At 62.1% G+C, this 16511-nt stretch carries 15 protein-coding genes and 1 riboswitch; of the genes, 7 read left to right on the top strand and 8 right to left on the bottom strand.

Annotation, left to right across the window (positions count from 1 at the left end; translation table 11 throughout):
• Positions 1-219: 219 nt before the first annotated feature.
• Both ACTG2W_RS14460 and ACTG2W_RS14465 read left to right on the top strand, forming a co-directional pair.
• Positions 220-615, top strand: coding sequence for an acyl-CoA thioesterase (locus ACTG2W_RS14460; protein ID WP_005336457.1), 396 nt, complete (start codon positions 220-222; stop codon positions 613-615).
• A gap of 44 nt (positions 616-659) precedes the next feature.
• Positions 660-1361 carry a hypothetical protein gene (locus ACTG2W_RS14465; RefSeq protein WP_106843554.1) on the top strand — a complete coding sequence of 234 codons (702 nt, stop codon included), beginning with the start codon at positions 660-662 and terminating at the stop codon, positions 1359-1361.
• Between the two features lie 36 nt (positions 1362-1397).
• On the opposite strand, the gene ACTG2W_RS14470 is transcribed toward ACTG2W_RS14465, so the two are convergent.
• The 3 genes from ACTG2W_RS14470 to tyrS form a co-directional block, all read right to left on the bottom strand.
• On the bottom strand, positions 1398-2147 hold the full coding sequence (locus ACTG2W_RS14470; protein WP_106843430.1) for a lipase secretion chaperone: 750 nt from the start codon (positions 2145-2147) through the stop codon (positions 1398-1400).
• Positions 2144-3061 carry a lipase family alpha/beta hydrolase gene (locus tag ACTG2W_RS14475; protein ID WP_440016307.1) on the bottom strand — a complete coding sequence of 306 codons (918 nt, stop codon included), beginning with the start codon at positions 3059-3061 and terminating at the stop codon, positions 2144-2146. Before ACTG2W_RS14475 ends, ACTG2W_RS14470 begins: the two co-directional genes overlap by 4 nt.
• Before the next feature lie 168 nt (positions 3062-3229).
• Positions 3230-4495, bottom strand: a complete 1266-nt coding sequence (tyrS, locus tag ACTG2W_RS14480; RefSeq protein ID WP_106843431.1) for a tyrosine--tRNA ligase — start codon at positions 4493-4495, stop codon at positions 3230-3232.
• A gap of 145 nt (positions 4496-4640) precedes the next feature.
• Here tyrS and ACTG2W_RS14485 point away from each other — a divergent pair, with 145 nt between their 5' ends.
• A complete protein-coding gene (locus tag ACTG2W_RS14485) occupies positions 4641-5489 on the top strand; it encodes a helix-turn-helix transcriptional regulator (protein ID WP_106843432.1) in 849 nt (282 codons plus the stop codon).
• A gap of 12 nt (positions 5490-5501) precedes the next feature.
• Here ACTG2W_RS14485 and ACTG2W_RS14490 read toward each other — a convergent pair whose 3' ends face one another.
• Both ACTG2W_RS14490 and ACTG2W_RS14495 read right to left on the bottom strand, forming a co-directional pair.
• Positions 5502-6278, bottom strand: a complete 777-nt coding sequence (locus ACTG2W_RS14490; RefSeq protein ID WP_106843433.1) for a substrate-binding periplasmic protein — start codon at positions 6276-6278, stop codon at positions 5502-5504.
• 109 nt (positions 6279-6387) lie between these two features.
• The gene (locus tag ACTG2W_RS14495; protein ID WP_106843434.1) at positions 6388-7689 is read right to left on the bottom strand and encodes a hypothetical protein; all 1302 of its coding nucleotides are present in this window, start codon (positions 7687-7689) and stop codon (positions 6388-6390) included.
• 223 nt (positions 7690-7912) lie between these two features.
• Between ACTG2W_RS14495 and ACTG2W_RS14500 the strand changes: the two genes are divergently transcribed.
• Positions 7913-8230 carry a YnjH family protein gene (locus ACTG2W_RS14500; protein ID WP_058057498.1) on the top strand — a complete coding sequence of 106 codons (318 nt, stop codon included), beginning with the start codon at positions 7913-7915 and terminating at the stop codon, positions 8228-8230.
• 310 nt (positions 8231-8540) lie between these two features.
• Here ACTG2W_RS14500 and ACTG2W_RS14505 read toward each other — a convergent pair whose 3' ends face one another.
• Positions 8541-9989, bottom strand: a complete 1449-nt coding sequence (locus ACTG2W_RS14505) for a catalase (RefSeq protein WP_440016310.1) — start codon at positions 9987-9989, stop codon at positions 8541-8543.
• A gap of 158 nt (positions 9990-10147) precedes the next feature.
• Here ACTG2W_RS14505 and ACTG2W_RS14510 point away from each other — a divergent pair, with 158 nt between their 5' ends.
• Entirely contained in the window at positions 10148-10645 is a 498-nt protein-coding gene (locus ACTG2W_RS14510; protein ID WP_106843437.1) for a GNAT family N-acetyltransferase, read from the top strand.
• Positions 10646-10649: 4 nt separating this feature from the next.
• Entirely contained in the window at positions 10650-11510 is an 861-nt protein-coding gene (locus tag ACTG2W_RS14515; RefSeq protein ID WP_128836536.1) for an AraC family transcriptional regulator, read from the top strand.
• A gap of 96 nt (positions 11511-11606) precedes the next feature.
• Here the strand turns inward: ACTG2W_RS14515 and ACTG2W_RS14520 are convergent, their stop codons facing one another.
• Positions 11607-12194 (bottom strand): superinfection exclusion B family protein, encoded by a 588-nt coding sequence (locus ACTG2W_RS14520; RefSeq protein WP_005336432.1) that lies wholly within the window; start codon positions 12192-12194, stop codon positions 11607-11609.
• Between the two features lie 172 nt (positions 12195-12366).
• Positions 12367-12474, top strand: a riboswitch (yybP-ykoY riboswitch).
• 87 nt (positions 12475-12561) lie between these two features.
• On the opposite strand from ACTG2W_RS14520, the gene ACTG2W_RS14525 reads away from it, so the two are divergent.
• Entirely contained in the window at positions 12562-13548 is a 987-nt protein-coding gene (locus tag ACTG2W_RS14525) for a sodium:calcium antiporter (protein WP_181281615.1), read from the top strand.
• A gap of 68 nt (positions 13549-13616) precedes the next feature.
• Here the strand turns inward: ACTG2W_RS14525 and ACTG2W_RS14530 are convergent, their stop codons facing one another.
• Positions 13617-16469 carry a valine--tRNA ligase gene (locus ACTG2W_RS14530; protein ID WP_106843440.1) on the bottom strand — a complete coding sequence of 951 codons (2853 nt, stop codon included), beginning with the start codon at positions 16467-16469 and terminating at the stop codon, positions 13617-13619.
• Positions 16470-16511 lie beyond the last annotated feature (42 nt).

A 16511-nucleotide genomic window follows, 5' to 3' on the forward strand; every position in this document is an offset into this window, starting at 1 on the left:
GTGCGGGGCTTTTTACTGCCCGCTTTTCTGTGCAGCCCTACCATCCGCCGCGCTGCGACACCCGCTGGCCGGTCGCGCAGGGTCGTGGGCATCCCTGTGCTTGGGCCAGCAGTATCATGTAACATGCTGATCCGCTGGTGATGCCCGGCGGCCACCCATTGGCCACTGATGTCCAATCAACAGGACAAGGACAGAAACAAAGAGACAAGGAGTCAACTCATGCTGGAAATGCAGATCCAACCCCGCTTTCAGGAGACGGATGCCCTCGGCCATATCAACAATACGGTGCCGGCGGTCTGGTTCGAATCGGCGCGGGATCCCCTGTTCCGGATCTTCTCCCCCGATCTGGATGTGCATAACTGGCATCTGATCATCGCGGGCTATACGGTGCAGTTCAAACGGGAGCTGTTCTACGGCCAGCCGGTCACCATCAAGACTGGCGTGCGCCGCATCGGCACCAGTTCTTTCACGGTCTGGCAGGAGGCCTGGCAGGGCGGCGAACTGGCCGTCACCGCCGAAACGACCCTGATCCATTTTGACTACCGGGCCCGCCAATCCCTGCCCCTGAGCGATGCTCACCGGGAAGGGCTGCGGGCCTGGCTGACAGAGAGTTAACCACGGGCCGGATGGCCCATCACAGGAGTGCTATGTACAACTCAATGCGCAACACAGCGATCGCGCTAACCCTGGGATTCTGCTCCCTCCCTTCTCTGGCCGCTTCTCTCGCCGAGCAGTTTACCCTGATGGAGAAGGGAGCCGAGAGCGCCCTCGATACCCGTCAATTCAGCCATGACGGCGTCGATATCAAGGCCTGGATCGATGGCGCCCCCGTCATCATCGCCGTGCCCATCATGAACGAGCTGGGCAAGCTGGAAGGGGAGAGCCGCTACTACTTCAAGGGCGGCAAGCTGTTCGGGGTCAAAGAGCCCGCCGCCCAGTTTGCCTTTGACGACAGCGGCAAGCTGATCCAATGGCTGGACGAGAAGGGGCAGCCCGCCGAGTTCGTCAGCAAGATGAGCATGCAGCAGCGTCAGGAGTGGCTCACCAAGCGGGCTGCCGAGCTGAGCAAGCTGTTTGTGGTGAGCGCGGCCGAACAGAAGGCGGCCAAGGGGGGCGTCAAGCTGAAGGGGGCGGATCTCGCTCACTGGCTCTGCAACGGCAAACTGATGGGTCTCGCCCACGGCGACAAGGTGATCTTCGAGCAGGACAAGCTGAAGATTGGCGAGCAGGGGATCGAAGGTGAGGTCTCCCTGCGTCAGGATAAGGGGTGGCAGGAGCTGAGCCTCAAGTGCGAGGTGCAGGGCACTCAGGTGACCCGCCTCACCTGGCAGCCGCTGCCGGGTGCCAACAAGCCGCAATAAGCGCAATATCAAGGGGGCCCATCGCGGGCCCCCTTCTCATTCGGCTTGTGGCTCCCCCAGCTTGAGCCGGGTGAGCGCCTCGACCCGGCGCCACTGTCCGGGTTCGAACCAGCGGGCCAGCAGCTCCTGCTGCTGTTCGGCCCGGGCCTCGTTCGGCAGTTGTCTGAGCTCGGCCAGAAAGCCGCTGAGCTGCTCCTCGAACCCTTGCCGGTTCTGCTCCAGCTGGCGCATCCGATCCACCGCTTCCGGCCCCCCCGTCTCCAGCAGCAGAGCCTCCCGTTTGGCCGGGTCCATCTGTGCCAGCTCTTGCAACTCCTCAAGCAGACGGCTGTTGGCCTCCGCCTCGCGAAACCAGTCCGGTTGCTCCGCCAGCCAGAGATCCAGCTCGCTGGCCAGCTGCGACTTGTCGCTGTCTCTCGCCTCCGCCAGCGCCCTGCGGCGCAGGGTCAGCTGCTCCATCAGCCGATCCTCGGCAAACAGCTGGGCCTGCTCCGCCGGGGTAAAGCTCTGCTGGCGCAGCTGCTCCCGCTCGTCAAACAGGATCTGCAGGCTGGCGAGGGAGATCTCGGTGGGCACCGTCAGGCTGCTCTGGGCGGAGACAAAGGTGCGATAGCGCGCTTGCAGGACATCGGCTGCCTCCTGCTCGGGATCGTGCGGGTGGCTCTGTGCATGCTGGCTGGCTTGAGCGGGGGATGAGTCTGCCGTCGGTGCAGTGGGCCAGAGCAACACCCCGCCAAGCAGCAGGGTGATGGCGCAGGGCGCGACGAGCAGGGTGGCTATCTTCATAGTCCCAGCTCCTTGAGACGGTTGGCATGCTGGCGATAGAGGGTGACCGGATCGGTCTCGAACAGATGGTGGATGCCGAAGGACTGGTTCACTTCGTCCAGATGGTTCATCCGGTAGTCGGTGCCGATCACCTTGCCGAGGTGGCTGCTGCAGACCCCGACCAGTCCGTCATTGGGCTCTTTGAAGAAGGCGCCGGTCAGCGCCAGTGCCGGATCCACCGGATCCAGCAGATTGGTCAGATTGCCGCGCCCGCTCCAGGAGAAGTAGTAGACGCCGTTGCTGGCCTGCATCGGCCCCTCGCCGCAATAGCGGCTGGGCAGCCCCTCCGGGTAGCGCTGGTTGAACTGGCTGGCCCCCTTGCTGGTGAGGGCATCGAGGGCGGCGACCGGATCTTGCGGCAGCTGGCTCCCGCCCGAGAGCAGTGAAATCATGCCGGAGAGGGCGTGGGCTGCGGCGGCCGCCAGCTTCTCGGCGGCCGAGCCGGGGGCGGCATTGGCCCGCACCAGATCGGCAATCTCGGAGCCGTAGTTGACCCCGCCGACGCTGGTGGCGGAGGCGACCAGCTCGGGGGCGACCGAGGCGACATAGCGAATGGTGGGGCCGCCGTGGGAGTGGCCGATCAGGTTGACCTTCTCGGCGCCGGTGGCCGCCAGTAGCAGCTCAACCTGGGCGAGCAGTTGCTCCCCCCGTTGTTCCGAACTGGCGGTGGCCGACACCTGGGCCACGTAGACGTAGACTTTGGCACCATCCCGGCTCAGGGCCTGGGGAATGCCGTAGAAGTAATCGACCCCGAGCAGCTTGTCGAAGCCGAACAGGCCGTGCACCAGCACTATGGGGTAGCGGGTCTGGGTGTATCCGCCAGCATGTGCCAGCATGGGCAGGGTGCAGAGCAGCACCAGAAGCCATCTCTTCATCATCAGCATCCTTGTTGATTCGTGAGGAACAGATTTTGTGGCGTACTCCATGTTCGCCGGTGCCAGTATGGTGGCTGCTGACGGGAGAGGCTGTGAGGGGGATCGCAACTCGGGATTCAAAAGGGGTTCTGGGTGCGGGCGGGGAGGCTGTGCTCCCCGCCCTGCGGCTTATTGCCACTCCACCAGGTGATACTGCTTCTTGCCCCGGCGCAGCAGCAGGTAGCGGCCAAACAGCCGATCATTGGCACTCAGCTGATCATCTTGCTTGAGCGCACCATTGAGGCTGATGGCGCCTGCCGCCAGCAGTTCGCGGGCGATACGCCTGGAGTTAGCCAGACCGCAGCTGACCAGCAGGCTGACCAGATCCGTCTCGCCGCTGACGGTGCTGCACGGCATGCCATCCTGCGCCAGCTGGGCCAGATCGCTCTCGCCGAGGCGAGCTACATCGCCGCTAAACAGCAGTTCGCTGATGCGCTGCACCGCCGCCAGCGCCGCCTTGCCGTGTACCAGCTCGGTCAGCTCGTTCGCCAGCACCTGCTGGGCCTGCTTTCGCCCCTGCCGCTTGGCATCTTCCGCCTCCAGTGCATCAATCTCGCTCAGCGACATAAAGCTGTAGTAGCGCAGGAAGCGGTAGACATCCTCATCCGCGGTGCCGAGCCAGAACTGGTAGAAGGCGTAAGGGGAGGTGAGCGCCGGATCGAGCCAGACCGCGCCCCCCTCGGTCTTGCCGAACTTGGTGCCGTCTGCCTTGGTGATAAGGGGCAGGGTCATGCCGTGCACCTGCGCCTGATGGAGGCGACGGGTGAGATCCATGCCGCTGGTGATATTGCCCCACTGGTCGTTGCCGCCAATCTGCAGGGTGCAACCGAGCCGCTGGTGCAGCACTGCAAAGTCGTAGGATTGCAGCAGAGCGTAGGAGAACTCGGTGAACGAGATGCCCTGATCCGGACGGGCCAGCCGCTGGCGCACCGACTCCCGCGCCAGCATGGCATTGACCGAGAAGTGCTTGCCGATATCCCGCAGAAAATCGAGGGCGGACATCTGCCCCATCCAGTCACCATTGTTGACCAGTTGCGGGGCTGACAGGCCCTCATCGGCGGGCAGCAGCGCCCTGATTTGGGCAGACAGGCTGGCGACCCAACCCTGCACGGTATCGGCACTGTTGAGGCTGCGCTCGGTCGCCTTGAAGCTGGGATCGCCGATAAGGCCGGTTGCCCCGCCCACCAGTGCCACCGGGGTGTGGCCCGCCAACTGGAAGCGGCGCAGCATCAAGAGCGGCACCAGATGACCGATATGCAGGCTGCCGGCGGTGGGATCGAACCCGCAATAGACGGTGCGCGGGGTGGCAAGATGATCGGCCAGGGCCGCCGGGTCGGAATTCTGGGCCACAAGGCCGCGCTCGGTCAGCTCATCGAGCAGGTGGGGGTTGATCATGGGTTCTCCAACAGCAGGGGAAAAGCCGTCATCCTCGCCGTTCTGGCCGGTGGCGGATATGTCCCCTGAGGGACAGTTTTGCCACTCTCGTGCTAGCATTCAGCCATAGCGGGGAATCGCTCCCCGTCACCGGAAACGTGTCACCATGACCCAGCCATTCACCACAGATGCCTTGACCCGCAGCATGACCGAGGTGGTCGATGCCCTGCACAGCAGCGCCTTTGCGGCGGCGCTGGTGCGGCTGATCCAGCAACAGGTGGCGTTTGATTGCGCCCTGCTGCTCGGGGTGGGGCAGCGCCCCGTCTACCTCTACGACAACCTCAATCATCAGCGGGCTCTGCTGTTTGACCGCTACCTCACCAGCCACTTCAGTCAGGATCCCTTTATGCAGGCGCTGGAACAGGGCTTGCCTGCCGGCGTATGGACCCTGGCGCAGGTCTCCCAAGGGCGGCTCGATCCCGAATATCGCCACCACTTCTATCAGGCCACCGGCTGGCAGGAGGAGGTGGGGCTGATCCTGCCGGTGCGGGAGGGGCTGACGCTGATGCTGTTTCTCGGGCGACTCGACAAGCGCAGTACCCTCAGCCGTGACGAGCTGGCGAGGCTGGAGCAGCTGTTCCCGCTGGTACATTCGCTTTGTCGTCAGCAGTGGCGGCAGAGCCAGCCGCTGCTGGCCCAAAGCACTGCACTGCCAGACAGCGCCAGCATCCGGAGTGCGGTGGAGCAGGCGATGGCGAGTGTCGGGGGGGATCTGCTCACCCGGCGCGAGCGGCAGGTGGCGGAGTTGCTGCTGCAGGGATTGGATACCGAGGCGATTGCCGCAGCGCTCGGGATTGGCAGCGGCACGGTGAAGAATTACCGCAAGCATCTCTATGGCAAGCTGCGACTCGGCTCGCGGGCCGAGCTGTTCACTCTCTTTTTGAACCACCTCATTACGGCGCCGATGGAGGCATCCCCCGTTTCATCGACGGGAGATACAACGAGCCCGCCATAGGGCGGGCCGGGGTTACTCTAGGCGCGGGATGGGGGGATTGGTTTCGGGCAGGATACTGAGCAACTGGTAGCGCTTCACCAGCTGCTTGTATTCATCCCCCTGTCTGACCTTGTCCAGCGCCTGTTGCAGGCGGGCAACCTGTTGTTTGTCTGCCCTCAGGTTGAAGGCGAAGCAGTTGTCCTGTTCTTCAAGAATCGCGACGGTGACAAAATCCTCGCTGGGGAAACCCAGCTCCTTGGCCTGATGGCGCAACATCACCTCGTTGCCCGCCACCAGATCGGTGCGTGCCATGATGAGCTGGCGCACCACCTGCTCCATGCGCTCCACCGCCATCATATTGCCCGGGCTGATCCCGCGGTTGAGCAGCAACTGCTCCCCGACATCCGCCTGCATCACGCCGATCTGCAGCTTGGCGAGATCCGCTTTGCTGGCCACTTTGGGGGCATCCTGCTTGCGGCCGACCAGCGCGACCCTGGAGTGGCTGATGGGGCAGACCCAGAGGAAGTGGGGATCCCGCTCCTTGGTGTGCGCCGTGGTAAAGAGCACGGCCTCTTGCTGCTGGGTCAGCAGATACCAGCCGCGGGCCCAGGGCAGAAAGTGGATGGGTTGCTCCGGCTCTCCCATTTCACGCCACATCAGGCGCAGCAACTCGACCGCCAACCCCACAGGCTGACCATTTTTATCCTGGCCATTGAGCGGCATGTTCTGTTCCGAATAGTAGATAAGTGCCGGAGCCGGGAGCGCGATAAACAGGGCGAGAGAAGCGAGAGCAGGGAGCAGACGACGCATGATGCACTCCTTGTGCGGGTAGTTACCTAACAGTCTATGTGGCCTTTTCCATAACGTCATGATCCGGTAGCGGGATAAAAAACAGGCCACCTTGCGGTGGCCTGTCGGTTTATTTCAGCAGGGCTTCCATCTCCGCCTCTGCCTTGGCGCGAGCCTTGGCTTCCGCCGCTCTGGCGGCATCGGCGACGCTCTCTCCGGCCGTATGGGATGCGGCACTGACGGCCTGCCGGGCTGGTTCTGCAACGGCCTTGGTAGCTTCTTGCGCCGCGGGCGCAGCGGCGCTGCTGACAGCCTGTTTGGCCGGAGCGGCAACGGCTTTGGTCGCTTCTTGTGTCACGGTTGCTGTAGCGCTGCTGACGGTCTGTTTGGCCGGAGCGGCAACGGCTTTGGTGGCCTCTTGCGTCACGGTCGCAGCGGCGCTGCTGACGGCCTGTTTGGCAGGCGCGGCAACGGCTTTGGTGGCTTCTTGCGTCGCGGTCGCAGCAGCGCTGCTGACGGCTTGCTTGGCAGGCGCGGCAACGGCCTTGGTGGCTTCTTGGGTCGCGGTCGCAGCGGCGCTACTGACGGCTTGCTTGGCAGGAGCGGCAACGGCCTTGGTGGCTTCTTGGGTTACGGTCGCAGCGGCGCTGCTGACAGCCTGTTTGGCCGGTGTGACAACGGCTTTGGTGGCCTCTTGCGTCACGGTGGCGGTGGAGCTGCTCACCGCCTGTTTGGCAGGTGCAGTGACTGCGGTGGTTGCAGTGCGGGTAAGAGCGGTCGTGCTTTGGCTCACTGCTTGGGTGGCCTGGCCTGTGGCGTTGGCGGCTGCGCCGCTGATGGCCTGGCTGGCGCTGTTGGTCAGCGAGCCGGTGACGCCGCGGGTCACTGTGCCCAGAGCGCTGCCAAGGGTGAAGGGGGAGGTGCCACTCTGACTGGTTGCCGTACCGGTCAGGGCATTGGCCGCCGGGGTGAGCTGGCTGGTGGGGGTCTGCCAGCCCTGCATGGCGGTTGGCCAGGTCGGTGCCGTGCCCGCCAGATTTTCGCCGAAGGTCAGGGTGGTGCCATCCCCTTTTTGCAGCAATACCGACATCTGGTTGGTTTGCGAGTTCCACACCATCCCCGCCTGCTTGGCGATATCCGGCACGGGCGCATACTCGGAGACCACATAGAAAAGCGGCCCCTCCTGCTGTAACTTGTCGGCAGTCTTGAGCAACTGCATGGTGCTGTCGTAGTTGGGACCAAGGATGGCGGTCATCCGATCCTTGATCAGGGGTTGTTCGAACAGATTGACCTCGTTCGGGTCAAAGCCGACCAGCGGCTTGAGCAGGGCCCACATCAGCTGGCTGGTGGGGCTCATCATCAGCAATGGGGCAACGCAGGCGGACAACATCAGGCTCAGGCAGGCCGCCTGAAGCAACGGCATGATACGCATTGGGATAATATCCAAATAACGATTTGATAAATAAGGTTATATTTTGTCAGGACGTGACAAATTCACCGGAAGTTTGCGCGTGGCAGTGAGAGACTGCCCGCAGGCGCTGGCAGGCTACCATATTGGTTCCACAATGCCAGCAGGCAGTATGATTGTCAGTCAAGTAAACCCAGGGGCTGGTCGACTCTTCGAGAATGCCTCCCATCGAAACAGGATCCCTCTCATGAAAAATGTACTGCTCTGCCTGCTGGTCTCCCTCTGGCTCGCCCCCGCTCTGGCTGCGTCCAAAACCACTGTGGTGGGCGAGTCTGCCAGTCCCGAACTGGTGTTGCCGCTGGGCTCATTGCCCGAGCGGGTCTGCTGGTTTGCGGATCAGAAATATTCCGAAGGGGCCCGCATTCTGCAGGGAGATATCTGGCTGGAGTGCGGCCCGCAGAACGACCTCGAGAGCAATGGCCCACTGGCCTGGCGCTCTCCTGCGGTGGTGTTGCCTGCCACCCGGGGAGCAAAAGATCAGAAGACGATTTCCGTGGGTCAGTGAGGCTTTTCTTGATCCAGCTAAAGACATGGACGTGATCCCTGTCGCATAATGCAGCTCCTTTCTTCTCTTGGCTGGAACCTAAGAAATGGCTCGTCGCTCTTCCAATGCACAACGTCGTCGCAGTAGCTGGTGGTACAAACGCCTGTTGGCAAGGGAGCGGGAAGAGCGTGAAGCGCGTTCCGTCCGGGATTGATACAGCATTGAAAAAACGGAGCCTCGGGCTCCGTTTTCTATTTCTCACCGTCAATATCACGATAACGGGGGCCATCAGGCCCCCGTTTTGTTTTTGTAGAGTTTTCCTGCTTGCGGCTTAGCGCTGCAAGGCGGCCAGTGCCAGTTCGACCCGTTTGGCGTATTCGGGGTCGGCTTGCTCGAAGTGTTTGAGCTGGGCCGCGACGATGGCGTCATCCTCCACATTGATGAGGGAGCGGGCCAGGTTGGCGGCGAGCCGTGAACGCTGCCCCTCGTCCATGATGCGGAACAGCTTGCCCGGCTGGCTGTAATAGTCGCTGTCGTAGTCGCGAAAATCGTAGTGCAGGGCGGCCCCTTCCAGACTCAGCGCCGGTTCGTGCAGCTCGCTCGGCTGCTGGGTACCGAAGCGGTTCGGCTGATAGTTGGGGCTGGCGCCGCCATTGCTGTCCGCCCGCATGGCGCCATCACGATGGGCGCCGTGATGGAACGGGCAGCGCGGGGCGTTGACCGGCAGCAGACCGTGGTTGACGCCGAGGCGATAGCGCTGGGTGTCACCGTAAGAGAACAGCCGCCCTTGCAGCATGCGATCCGGCGAGAAGCCGATGCCGGGCACCACGTTGGCCGGGGTGAACGCCGCCTGCTCCACATGGGCGAAGTAGTTGTCCGGGTTCTGGTTAAGCTCCAGCACGCCCACCGGGATCAGCGGGTAGTCGCTGTGCGGCCACACCTTGGTGAGGTCGAACGGGTGGATCTGGTAAGTCTGGGCGTCGGCCTCCGGCATCACCTGCACATAGACCTTCCAGCGCGGGAAGTTGCCCTGCTCGATGGCATTGAACAGATCGGCCTGGCTGGTCTCCCGATCCTGGCCGACGACATTGGCCGCCTCTTCATCGGTGTAGAAGCTGTGGCCCTGCTCGGTCTTGAAGTGGAACTTGACCCAGAAGCGTTCGTTGGCGTCGTTGATAAAGCTGAAGGTGTGGCTGCCGTAGCCGTTCATCTCCCGCAGGCTCTTGGGGATGCCGCGATCGCTGAAGAGGATGGTGACCTGATGCAGGGATTCCGGATGGCGGGACCAGAAGTCCCAGGCGGCGGTGGCGCTGCGCAGGTTGGTGCGCGGATCCCGCTTTTGGGTGTGGATGAAGTCGGGGAATTTCAGCGGATCGCGGATGAAGAAGACCGGGGTGTTGTTGCCCACCAGATCCCAGTTGCCCTGCTCGGTGTAGAACTTGAGGGCGAAGCCGCGCACGTCGCGCTCGGCATCGGCGGCACCCTTCTCACCGGCTACAGTAGAGAAGCGCAGGAAGACCGGGGTCTGCTTGCCGATGGTGTTGAACAGGTCGGCCTTGCTGAACGCGCTGATGTCGTGGGTCACGGTAAAGGTGCCGTAGGCGCCGGAGCCCTTGGCGTGAACCACCCGCTCGGGAATGCGCTCGCGATCGAAGTGGGCGAGTTTCTCCATCAACCAGATATCTTGCATCAGTACGGGGCCGCGCGGGCCAGCGGTGAGGCTGTTGTTGTTGTCGACGACGGGTGCGCCGTTGGCGCTGTGCAGGGTCTTGTCAGTCATGGCTTCTCTCCTTGTTGATATGGGGCCAGCCTACGGATCTGCGCAGTGATGGGCCAATGGGCTTTTCCTAGCCCTTTGATAGGCAAGACAAATGGGGGCGGGGGGATGTGTAACCGCGCTGGATGTTGCATGATGGAGGTTTCGAGAAGGAGCCTCATATGCAGATTACTATCCGTCATGCCGAACCCGCCGATGCCCCCGCCTTGCGGGATCTTTACGCCATGCCCAATGCCCAGGCGGGCACTTTGCACCTGCCTATGCCACCCCTTAGCCAGTGGCAAAAACGGTTGGAGAACGGTGATGTGGTCGCCTTGGTGGCGGAGGCCGATGGGAGGCTGGTGGGTCAGATCTCATTGCATGTGGAGCCCAATCCCAGACGCAAGCATGTGGCCGGGATTGGCATGGGAGTGCGGGATGACTGGGCTGGCAAGGGGGTTGGCTCTGCCCTGATGGCCGCGGCGCTGGATCTGGCCGATAACTGGCTCAACCTGCACCGGATTGAGCTGACCGTCTATACCGACAATGAGGCCGCACAGGCGCTCTATCGCAAGTTCGGTTTCACTCAGGAGGGACTGGCTCGCGACTATGCCTTCCGCCAGGGGCGCTATGTGGATGCGCTCTATATGGCCAGAGTCGCGGGGGGCGCCAGTCGCTAACGGCATGGTCGATTATCAGGCCAGATTGCGCCCGGTGATCCGGGCGCTGGAGCAGAATCCCGATCTCTCCATCGAAACGCTGGCAAGCAGTGCCTGCTTGTCTTTCTACCATTTTCACCGGGTGTTTACGGCTGTGGCGGGGGAGACGCCCGGGGAGATGTGTCGTCGTCTGCGCATCCAGCGGGCTGCTTGGCAGCTCTGCTATTCCGATGCCAGTGTCACGGCCATTGCGTTGGGGGCGGGGCTCGCCAGCTCTCAGGCGTTTGCCAAGGTATTTCGCCGTTACTATGGTTGCTCGCCGGGAGAGTTTCGCCGCGACAAGAGCAAGAATGGACACTTGATGAGCAAGGATGGACACGCACTTGTGCAGCCTAATCCTTATGCTGAGGGTCACTCATCAGCAAGGAGCAATACCATGAAAACCATCGAGATGGACGCCCGCACTCTGGCCTATATGCGTGTCACCGGCCCCTATGGCGAGGGGTATGACCCCGTCTGCAGCCAGCTGCATCAGTGGGCCAGCGCCCGCGGTCTGGAAGGTGGGGAGTGGATCTTCATCTATCACGATAACCCCGAGGTGACTCCGCCAGCCCAGTGTCGCACTGACATCGGGGTGACGGTGCCTGCGGGGACGGTGGGGATGGGAGCGGTCGAGATCCAGCTTATTCCCGCCGGTCGTTATGCCCAGTCCCGTTATCTTATTACCGACCGCAGTCAGTATGGCCCGCGTTGGCAGGAGCATATCGGCGGCATCGTTGCTGCCGGGCTGGAGTTTGGCAATGGTCCCTGCTTCGAGCTCTATCACAGCATGAGCGATGATCCGGTGCAGGACGATGTCAGCTTTTGCTCCAGCCTAAAGGGGTAGGGCGCAACAAGACGCAAGGGATGTACAGAACGTCGCGCAGAAACGAGAGAGCCGGACAGTGTCCGGCTCTTTTGCATCTGGCGGATGGGGCGGCGGTTAGCGCTGGAACCCCTTCTGGGCGAACTTGGGTCTGGCATTCATGATCTGCTCCACCTGCTCGTCGCTCATCTTGCCGCGCGACAGTCCCAGCACCTTGTAGGTGAGCAGTGGTCGGGCGGGCAGGGCGATCATCAGGGCGCGGATCTGGTTCTCGTCATCCTTCTCCCGGGTCGGCTTGCCGTAGGCGTAGGTGAGGACGCCGGCATCCATCAGGTTTTTGACGGCGGGCTCGGTGATCGGCAAGTTTATGACGCTTTTACGCTGCAGCACGAACTCGCGCAGCACCGCCTTCTCGTTGAAGTCGAGGAAGCCGATCATCTGGGCCAGCTGGTCCTGCTGACGGCGCGCCTGCCACTCTTCGCATGCCCACTCCCAGGCGATCAGGAAGCCCTGACTGCAGAAGTAGGAGATGGCGATCAGCATGCCGACCCCCAGCCAGGCCGCATGATCCGCAGCCCACTGGCTGACGGCCCCTTTCATCAGCCCGGCCGGAAACAGCAGAATGATGCTGCAGCAGAGCAACAACCAGACCATCAGCCAATTGAGGCGGTTCAGTTGATAGAAATGTTGGATCCACCGTTTCATTGTTCATCCTTCCCAAACTGTTGTGGATAGTGAACTACCTACAGCAATCGGTGTGCCAACAGCGCAATAGCGGTGGGGAGGAGGGGCTGGCGAGGTTACATTCCCTTACAACTTATTGAATGAGTTGTCATTAATTTGCCTTGTGAGGCGGCGGTCGAGTTGCTAAAACGTCCCCTCAGTCATTGGGGAGTAGCAACCCGCCCGCATTCCGGGCCGGGCCCATGTCAACACTCTTGGATCCTCGTATCCATGGCATGGGCGGCGATAGGCACTATCGCTCTGCAAGACCTTTGGCCTCGATATGCACGCCAGCCGGGCGAGCCATGTCGGGTCCATCGGTTATTTTGCTCGCCTGGCGGTATCTATTATGTTGATTACCCTGCTGTTATTTCTCGTCTCTGCGGTCACCATCTACCTTGCCTGCGAATATTTCGTCAATGGCATCGAGTGGACCGGCCACCACTTCAAACTCTCCCAAAGCGCCACCGGCTCGCTGCTGGCGGCACTGGGTACGGCGCTGCCCGAGTGCATCGTGACCCTCACCGCCCTGCTGATGGGCAACACAACCGCCCAGCAGGAGATCGGCATCGGCGCCGCCCTCGGCGGGCCGCTGGTGCTGGCGACCATCGGCTATGGGGCGGTCGGTCTCACCCTGCTGCTTTGCATGGGGCGTACCGAGCGCGCCATCAATGGCGAGGTGCAGCGGGAGATTGGCCGGGATCAGCGCTGGTTTATGGGCATCTTTCTAGTGGCGACCGCGCTGGGGCTGGTCGCCTTCACCGGCAAGAGCTGGCTGGCCCCGTTCTTTGTGCTGGTCTACCTCATCTATGTGCGGCGCGAGCTGAAACAAACTGACAGCCACGAAGTCGAGCTGCCAGAACCTCTCAAGCTGGCCCCCGATGCGGGGATCCCGCCCCTTGGCAAGGTGTTGCTGCAGACGCTGGCTGCGTTGGTGGTGGTAGCGCTGGCGGCCCAGCTGTTTGTCCATCAGCTGGAGAGCATGGGCGAGCTGTTTGGCCTCTCGCCGGTGCTGGCGGCCCTGCTGCTGAGTCCGGTGGCGACCGAGATGCCGGAGCTGATGAACGTGCTGATCTGGGTGCGGCAGGGCAAGAACCGGTTGGCGCTGGCCAATATCTCCGGGGCCATGATGATCCAGGGCACTATCCCCAAGGCCTTCTGTCTGCTCTTTACCCCCTGGTTGCTGGATGGCGCCATGATGGCCTCCTCGCTGGTGACGCTGCTGGCGGTGGGGTTGCTCTGGTGGGGGTTCAGAAAGGGGGCCATGACCGCCGGACGGCTGGCGCTGGTCGGTCTGCTCTATCTCGGTTTTTGCGGCTGGCTGCTGGTGAGCTGAGGCGGGAAGCGCGGATATGAAAAAGCCCCCTTGGCAGGGGGCTTTGTTGTAGCGGTTGGTCGCGGTGCTTACAGCGCGGCGATTTCAGCCTGCTGGGCTTCCAGCTTGGTCAGCTGGAGACGGTAATCTTCCAGCTTCTCGCGCTCTTTGGCGATGACCGCTTCCGGCGCCTTGGCGACGAAGGCTTCGTTGCCTAGTTTGCCTTCGATACGGCCGCACTCGCCCACCAGACGGGCAACCTCTTTGGCCAGACGGGCCAGTTCGGCATCCTTGTCGATGAGACCGGCCATCGGGATCATCAGCTCGGTGGCACCGATCAGCTTCTTCACTGACAGCGGTGCGGTTTCACCGTCCGCCAGTACGCGGATGGACTCCAGACGGGCCAGCGACTTGAGGAAGGCCTCGTTGTCAGCGGCACGCTGGGCATCCTTGGCATCGCACTGGAGCAGCACGTTGAGAGGTACGCTCGGGGCCACGTTCATCTCGGCGCGGATGTTGCGGATGCTGACGATGAACTCCTTCACCCACTCCTGATCCGCCATCGCGGCTTCGTCCACCTTGGCGGCATCGAACTCCGGGAAGGCCTGAATCATGATGGTATCGGCGTGTACGCCAGCCAGCGGGGCGACCGATTTCCAGATGGTCTCGGTGATGAACGGGATGATCGGGTGCGCCAGACGCAACAGGGTTTCCAGCACAGTCACCAGGGTGTGGCGGGCAGCGCGCTGCTCGGCCTCGGAACCCTTGGTCAGCACCGGCTTGGTCAGCTCCAGATACCAGTCACAGAACTGGTTCCAGATAAATTCGTACAGCACGCCAGCCGCGATGTCGAAGCGGTAGGTATCGAGGGCGGTACGGAAGTCACGGATGGCCACTTGCAGCTGGGACTGGATCCAGCGATCCGCCAGACTGAACTGCATTTCGCCACCGGCAAAACCGCAGTCCTGATCTTCGGTGTTCATCAGCACATAGCGGGAGGCGTTCCACAGCTTGTTGCAGAAGTTGTTGTAGCCGTCCAGGCGCTTCATGTCCCAGTTGATGTCACGACCGGTAGAGGCCAGCGCGGCCAGCGTGAAGCGCAGGGCGTCGGTACCGTGGGCATCGATCCCTTCCGGGAACTGCTTGGCGGTACGCTTGGCGATCTTCTCGGCCATCTGCGGCTGCATCATGTTGCCGGTGCGCTTCTCCAGCAGATCTTCCAGCGAGATGCCATCGATCATGTCGAGGGGGTCCAGCACGTTGCCCTTGGACTTGGACATCTTCTGGCCCTCTTCGTCACGGATCAGACCAGTGATGTAGACGGTCTTGAACGGGACTTGCGGCTGGCCGTTTTCGTCCTTGATGAAGTGCATGGTCATCATGATCATCCGGGCAATCCAGAAGAAGATGATGTCGAAGCCGCTCATCAGTACGTCGGTCGGGTGGAAGGTCTTGAGTGCCTCGGTGTTGTTCGGCCAGCCCAAGGTGGAGAAGGTCCACAGGGCGGAGCTGAACCAGGTGTCGAGCACGTCTTCGTCCTGACGCAGTACGGTTACGGCCGGGATGCTGTGCTTGGCGCGCACTTCATCTTCGCTGCGGCCAACGTAGACGTTGCCGGCGTCGTCATACCATGCCGGGATACGGTGACCCCACCACAGTTGACGGGAGACGCACCAGTCCTGAATGTCGCGCATCCAGGAGAAGTACATGTTTTCGTACTGCTTCGGCACGAACTGGATGCGGCCATCTTCCACCGCTTCGATGGCGGTCTTGGCCATCGGTGCTACGCGCACGTACCACTGGTCGGTCAGCATCGGCTCGATGGGCACGCCACCGCGATCGCCGTAAGGCTGTTGCAGCACGTGATCCTTGATCTCGTCCAGCAGACCCAGCTCTTCCAGCTTGGCCAGAATCGCCTTGCGGGCGGCGAAGCGCTCCAGACCGGCGAACTCGGCCGGCAGGGCTGCATCGTAGGCAGTGCTCGGGTTGCCGTTGGTGTCGACAACTTCGGCCTCGGCACGCACGTGGGCATCCAGAGTGAAGATGTTGATCATCGGCAGGCTGTGGCGCTTGCCCACTTCGTTATCGTTGAAGTCGTGAGCCGGGGTGATCTTCACGCAACCTGTGCCCTTCTCCATGTCGGCGTGTTCGTCGGCAACGATGGGGATCAGACGGTTCACCAGCGGCAGCAGAATGTGCTGGCCGATCAGTGCCTTGTAGCGCGGATCTTCCGGGTTCACGGCCACGGCGGTATCGCCCAGCATGGTCTCCGGACGGGTGGTGGCGACGATCAGGTAATCCTTGCCTTCGGCGGTCTTGGCGCCGTTGGCCAGCGGATAGCGCAGGTGCCACATGTGGCCCTTGATCTCGCGGTTCTCCACTTCCAGATCGGAGATGGCGGTGTTGAGTTTCGGATCCCAGTTCACCAGACGCTTGCCGCGGTACATCAGTCCATCTTCGTAGAGACGAACAAACACTTCCTGCACGGCGGCGGAGAGACCCTCATCCATGGTGAAGCGCTCGCGCTCCCAATCCACGGAGTCGCCCAGACGGCGCATCTGGCGGGTGATGGTGCCACCGGACTCTTCCTTCCACTGCCAAATCTTGTCGATGAAGGCATCACGGCCGTAATCGTGGCGAGTCTTGCCCTCTTCTGCGGCGATCTTGCGCTCAACCACCATCTGGGTGGCGATACCTGCGTGGTCGGTACCTGCCTGCCACAGGGTGTTTTTGCCCTGCATGCGGTTGTAGCGGATCAGGGTATCCATCAGGGTTTGCTGGAAGGCGTGACCCATGTGCAGGCTGCCGGTGACGTTCGGCGGCGGGATCATGATGCAGAAGGAGTCTTTGCTGGTGTCGCCGTGGGGCTTGAAGTAACCCTGGGCTTCCCAGTGCTGATAGAGCGCCTGTTCGATGGCGTTGTGATTAAAAGTCTTTTCCATGGTCTCGCCGTAATCTGGATGGATGGAGTCTGGTGTTGATTC

This window comes from Aeromonas sp. 96A (assembly GCF_051919165.1).
GTDB lineage: Bacteria > Pseudomonadota > Gammaproteobacteria > Enterobacterales > Aeromonadaceae > Aeromonas > Aeromonas veronii.

Bases quoted from the DNA above. Each gene is read 5' to 3' on its own strand.
- ACTG2W_RS14510 (WP_106843437.1), top strand. From the start codon at position 10,148: ATGCAGATTACTATCCGTCATGCCGAACCCGCCGATGCCCCCGCCTTG.
- ACTG2W_RS14515 (WP_128836536.1), top strand. From the start codon at position 10,650: ATGGTCGATTATCAGGCCAGATTGCGCCCGGTGATCCGGGCGCTGGAG.
- ACTG2W_RS14530 (WP_106843440.1), bottom strand. From the start codon at position 16,469: ATGGAAAAGACTTTTAATCACAACGCCATCGAACAGGCGCTCTATCAG.
- ACTG2W_RS14505 (WP_440016310.1), bottom strand. From the start codon at position 9,989: ATGACTGACAAGACCCTGCACAGCGCCAACGGCGCACCCGTCGTCGAC.
- ACTG2W_RS14520 (WP_005336432.1), bottom strand. From the start codon at position 12,194: ATGAAACGGTGGATCCAACATTTCTATCAACTGAACCGCCTCAATTGG.
- ACTG2W_RS14525 (WP_181281615.1), top strand. From the start codon at position 12,562: ATGTTGATTACCCTGCTGTTATTTCTCGTCTCTGCGGTCACCATCTAC.
- ACTG2W_RS14500 (WP_058057498.1), top strand. From the start codon at position 7,913: ATGAAAAATGTACTGCTCTGCCTGCTGGTCTCCCTCTGGCTCGCCCCC.
- ACTG2W_RS14495 (WP_106843434.1), bottom strand. From the start codon at position 7,689: ATGCGTATCATGCCGTTGCTTCAGGCGGCCTGCCTGAGCCTGATGTTG.
- ACTG2W_RS14475 (WP_440016307.1), bottom strand. From the start codon at position 3,061: ATGAAGAGATGGCTTCTGGTGCTGCTCTGCACCCTGCCCATGCTGGCA.
- ACTG2W_RS14465 (WP_106843554.1), top strand. From the start codon at position 660: ATGCGCAACACAGCGATCGCGCTAACCCTGGGATTCTGCTCCCTCCCT.
- ACTG2W_RS14485 (WP_106843432.1), top strand. From the start codon at position 4,641: ATGACCCAGCCATTCACCACAGATGCCTTGACCCGCAGCATGACCGAG.
- ACTG2W_RS14490 (WP_106843433.1), bottom strand. From the start codon at position 6,278: ATGCGTCGTCTGCTCCCTGCTCTCGCTTCTCTCGCCCTGTTTATCGCG.
- ACTG2W_RS14470 (WP_106843430.1), bottom strand. From the start codon at position 2,147: ATGAAGATAGCCACCCTGCTCGTCGCGCCCTGCGCCATCACCCTGCTG.
- ACTG2W_RS14460 (WP_005336457.1), top strand. From the start codon at position 220: ATGCTGGAAATGCAGATCCAACCCCGCTTTCAGGAGACGGATGCCCTC.
- tyrS (WP_106843431.1), bottom strand. From the start codon at position 4,495: ATGATCAACCCCCACCTGCTCGATGAGCTGACCGAGCGCGGCCTTGTG.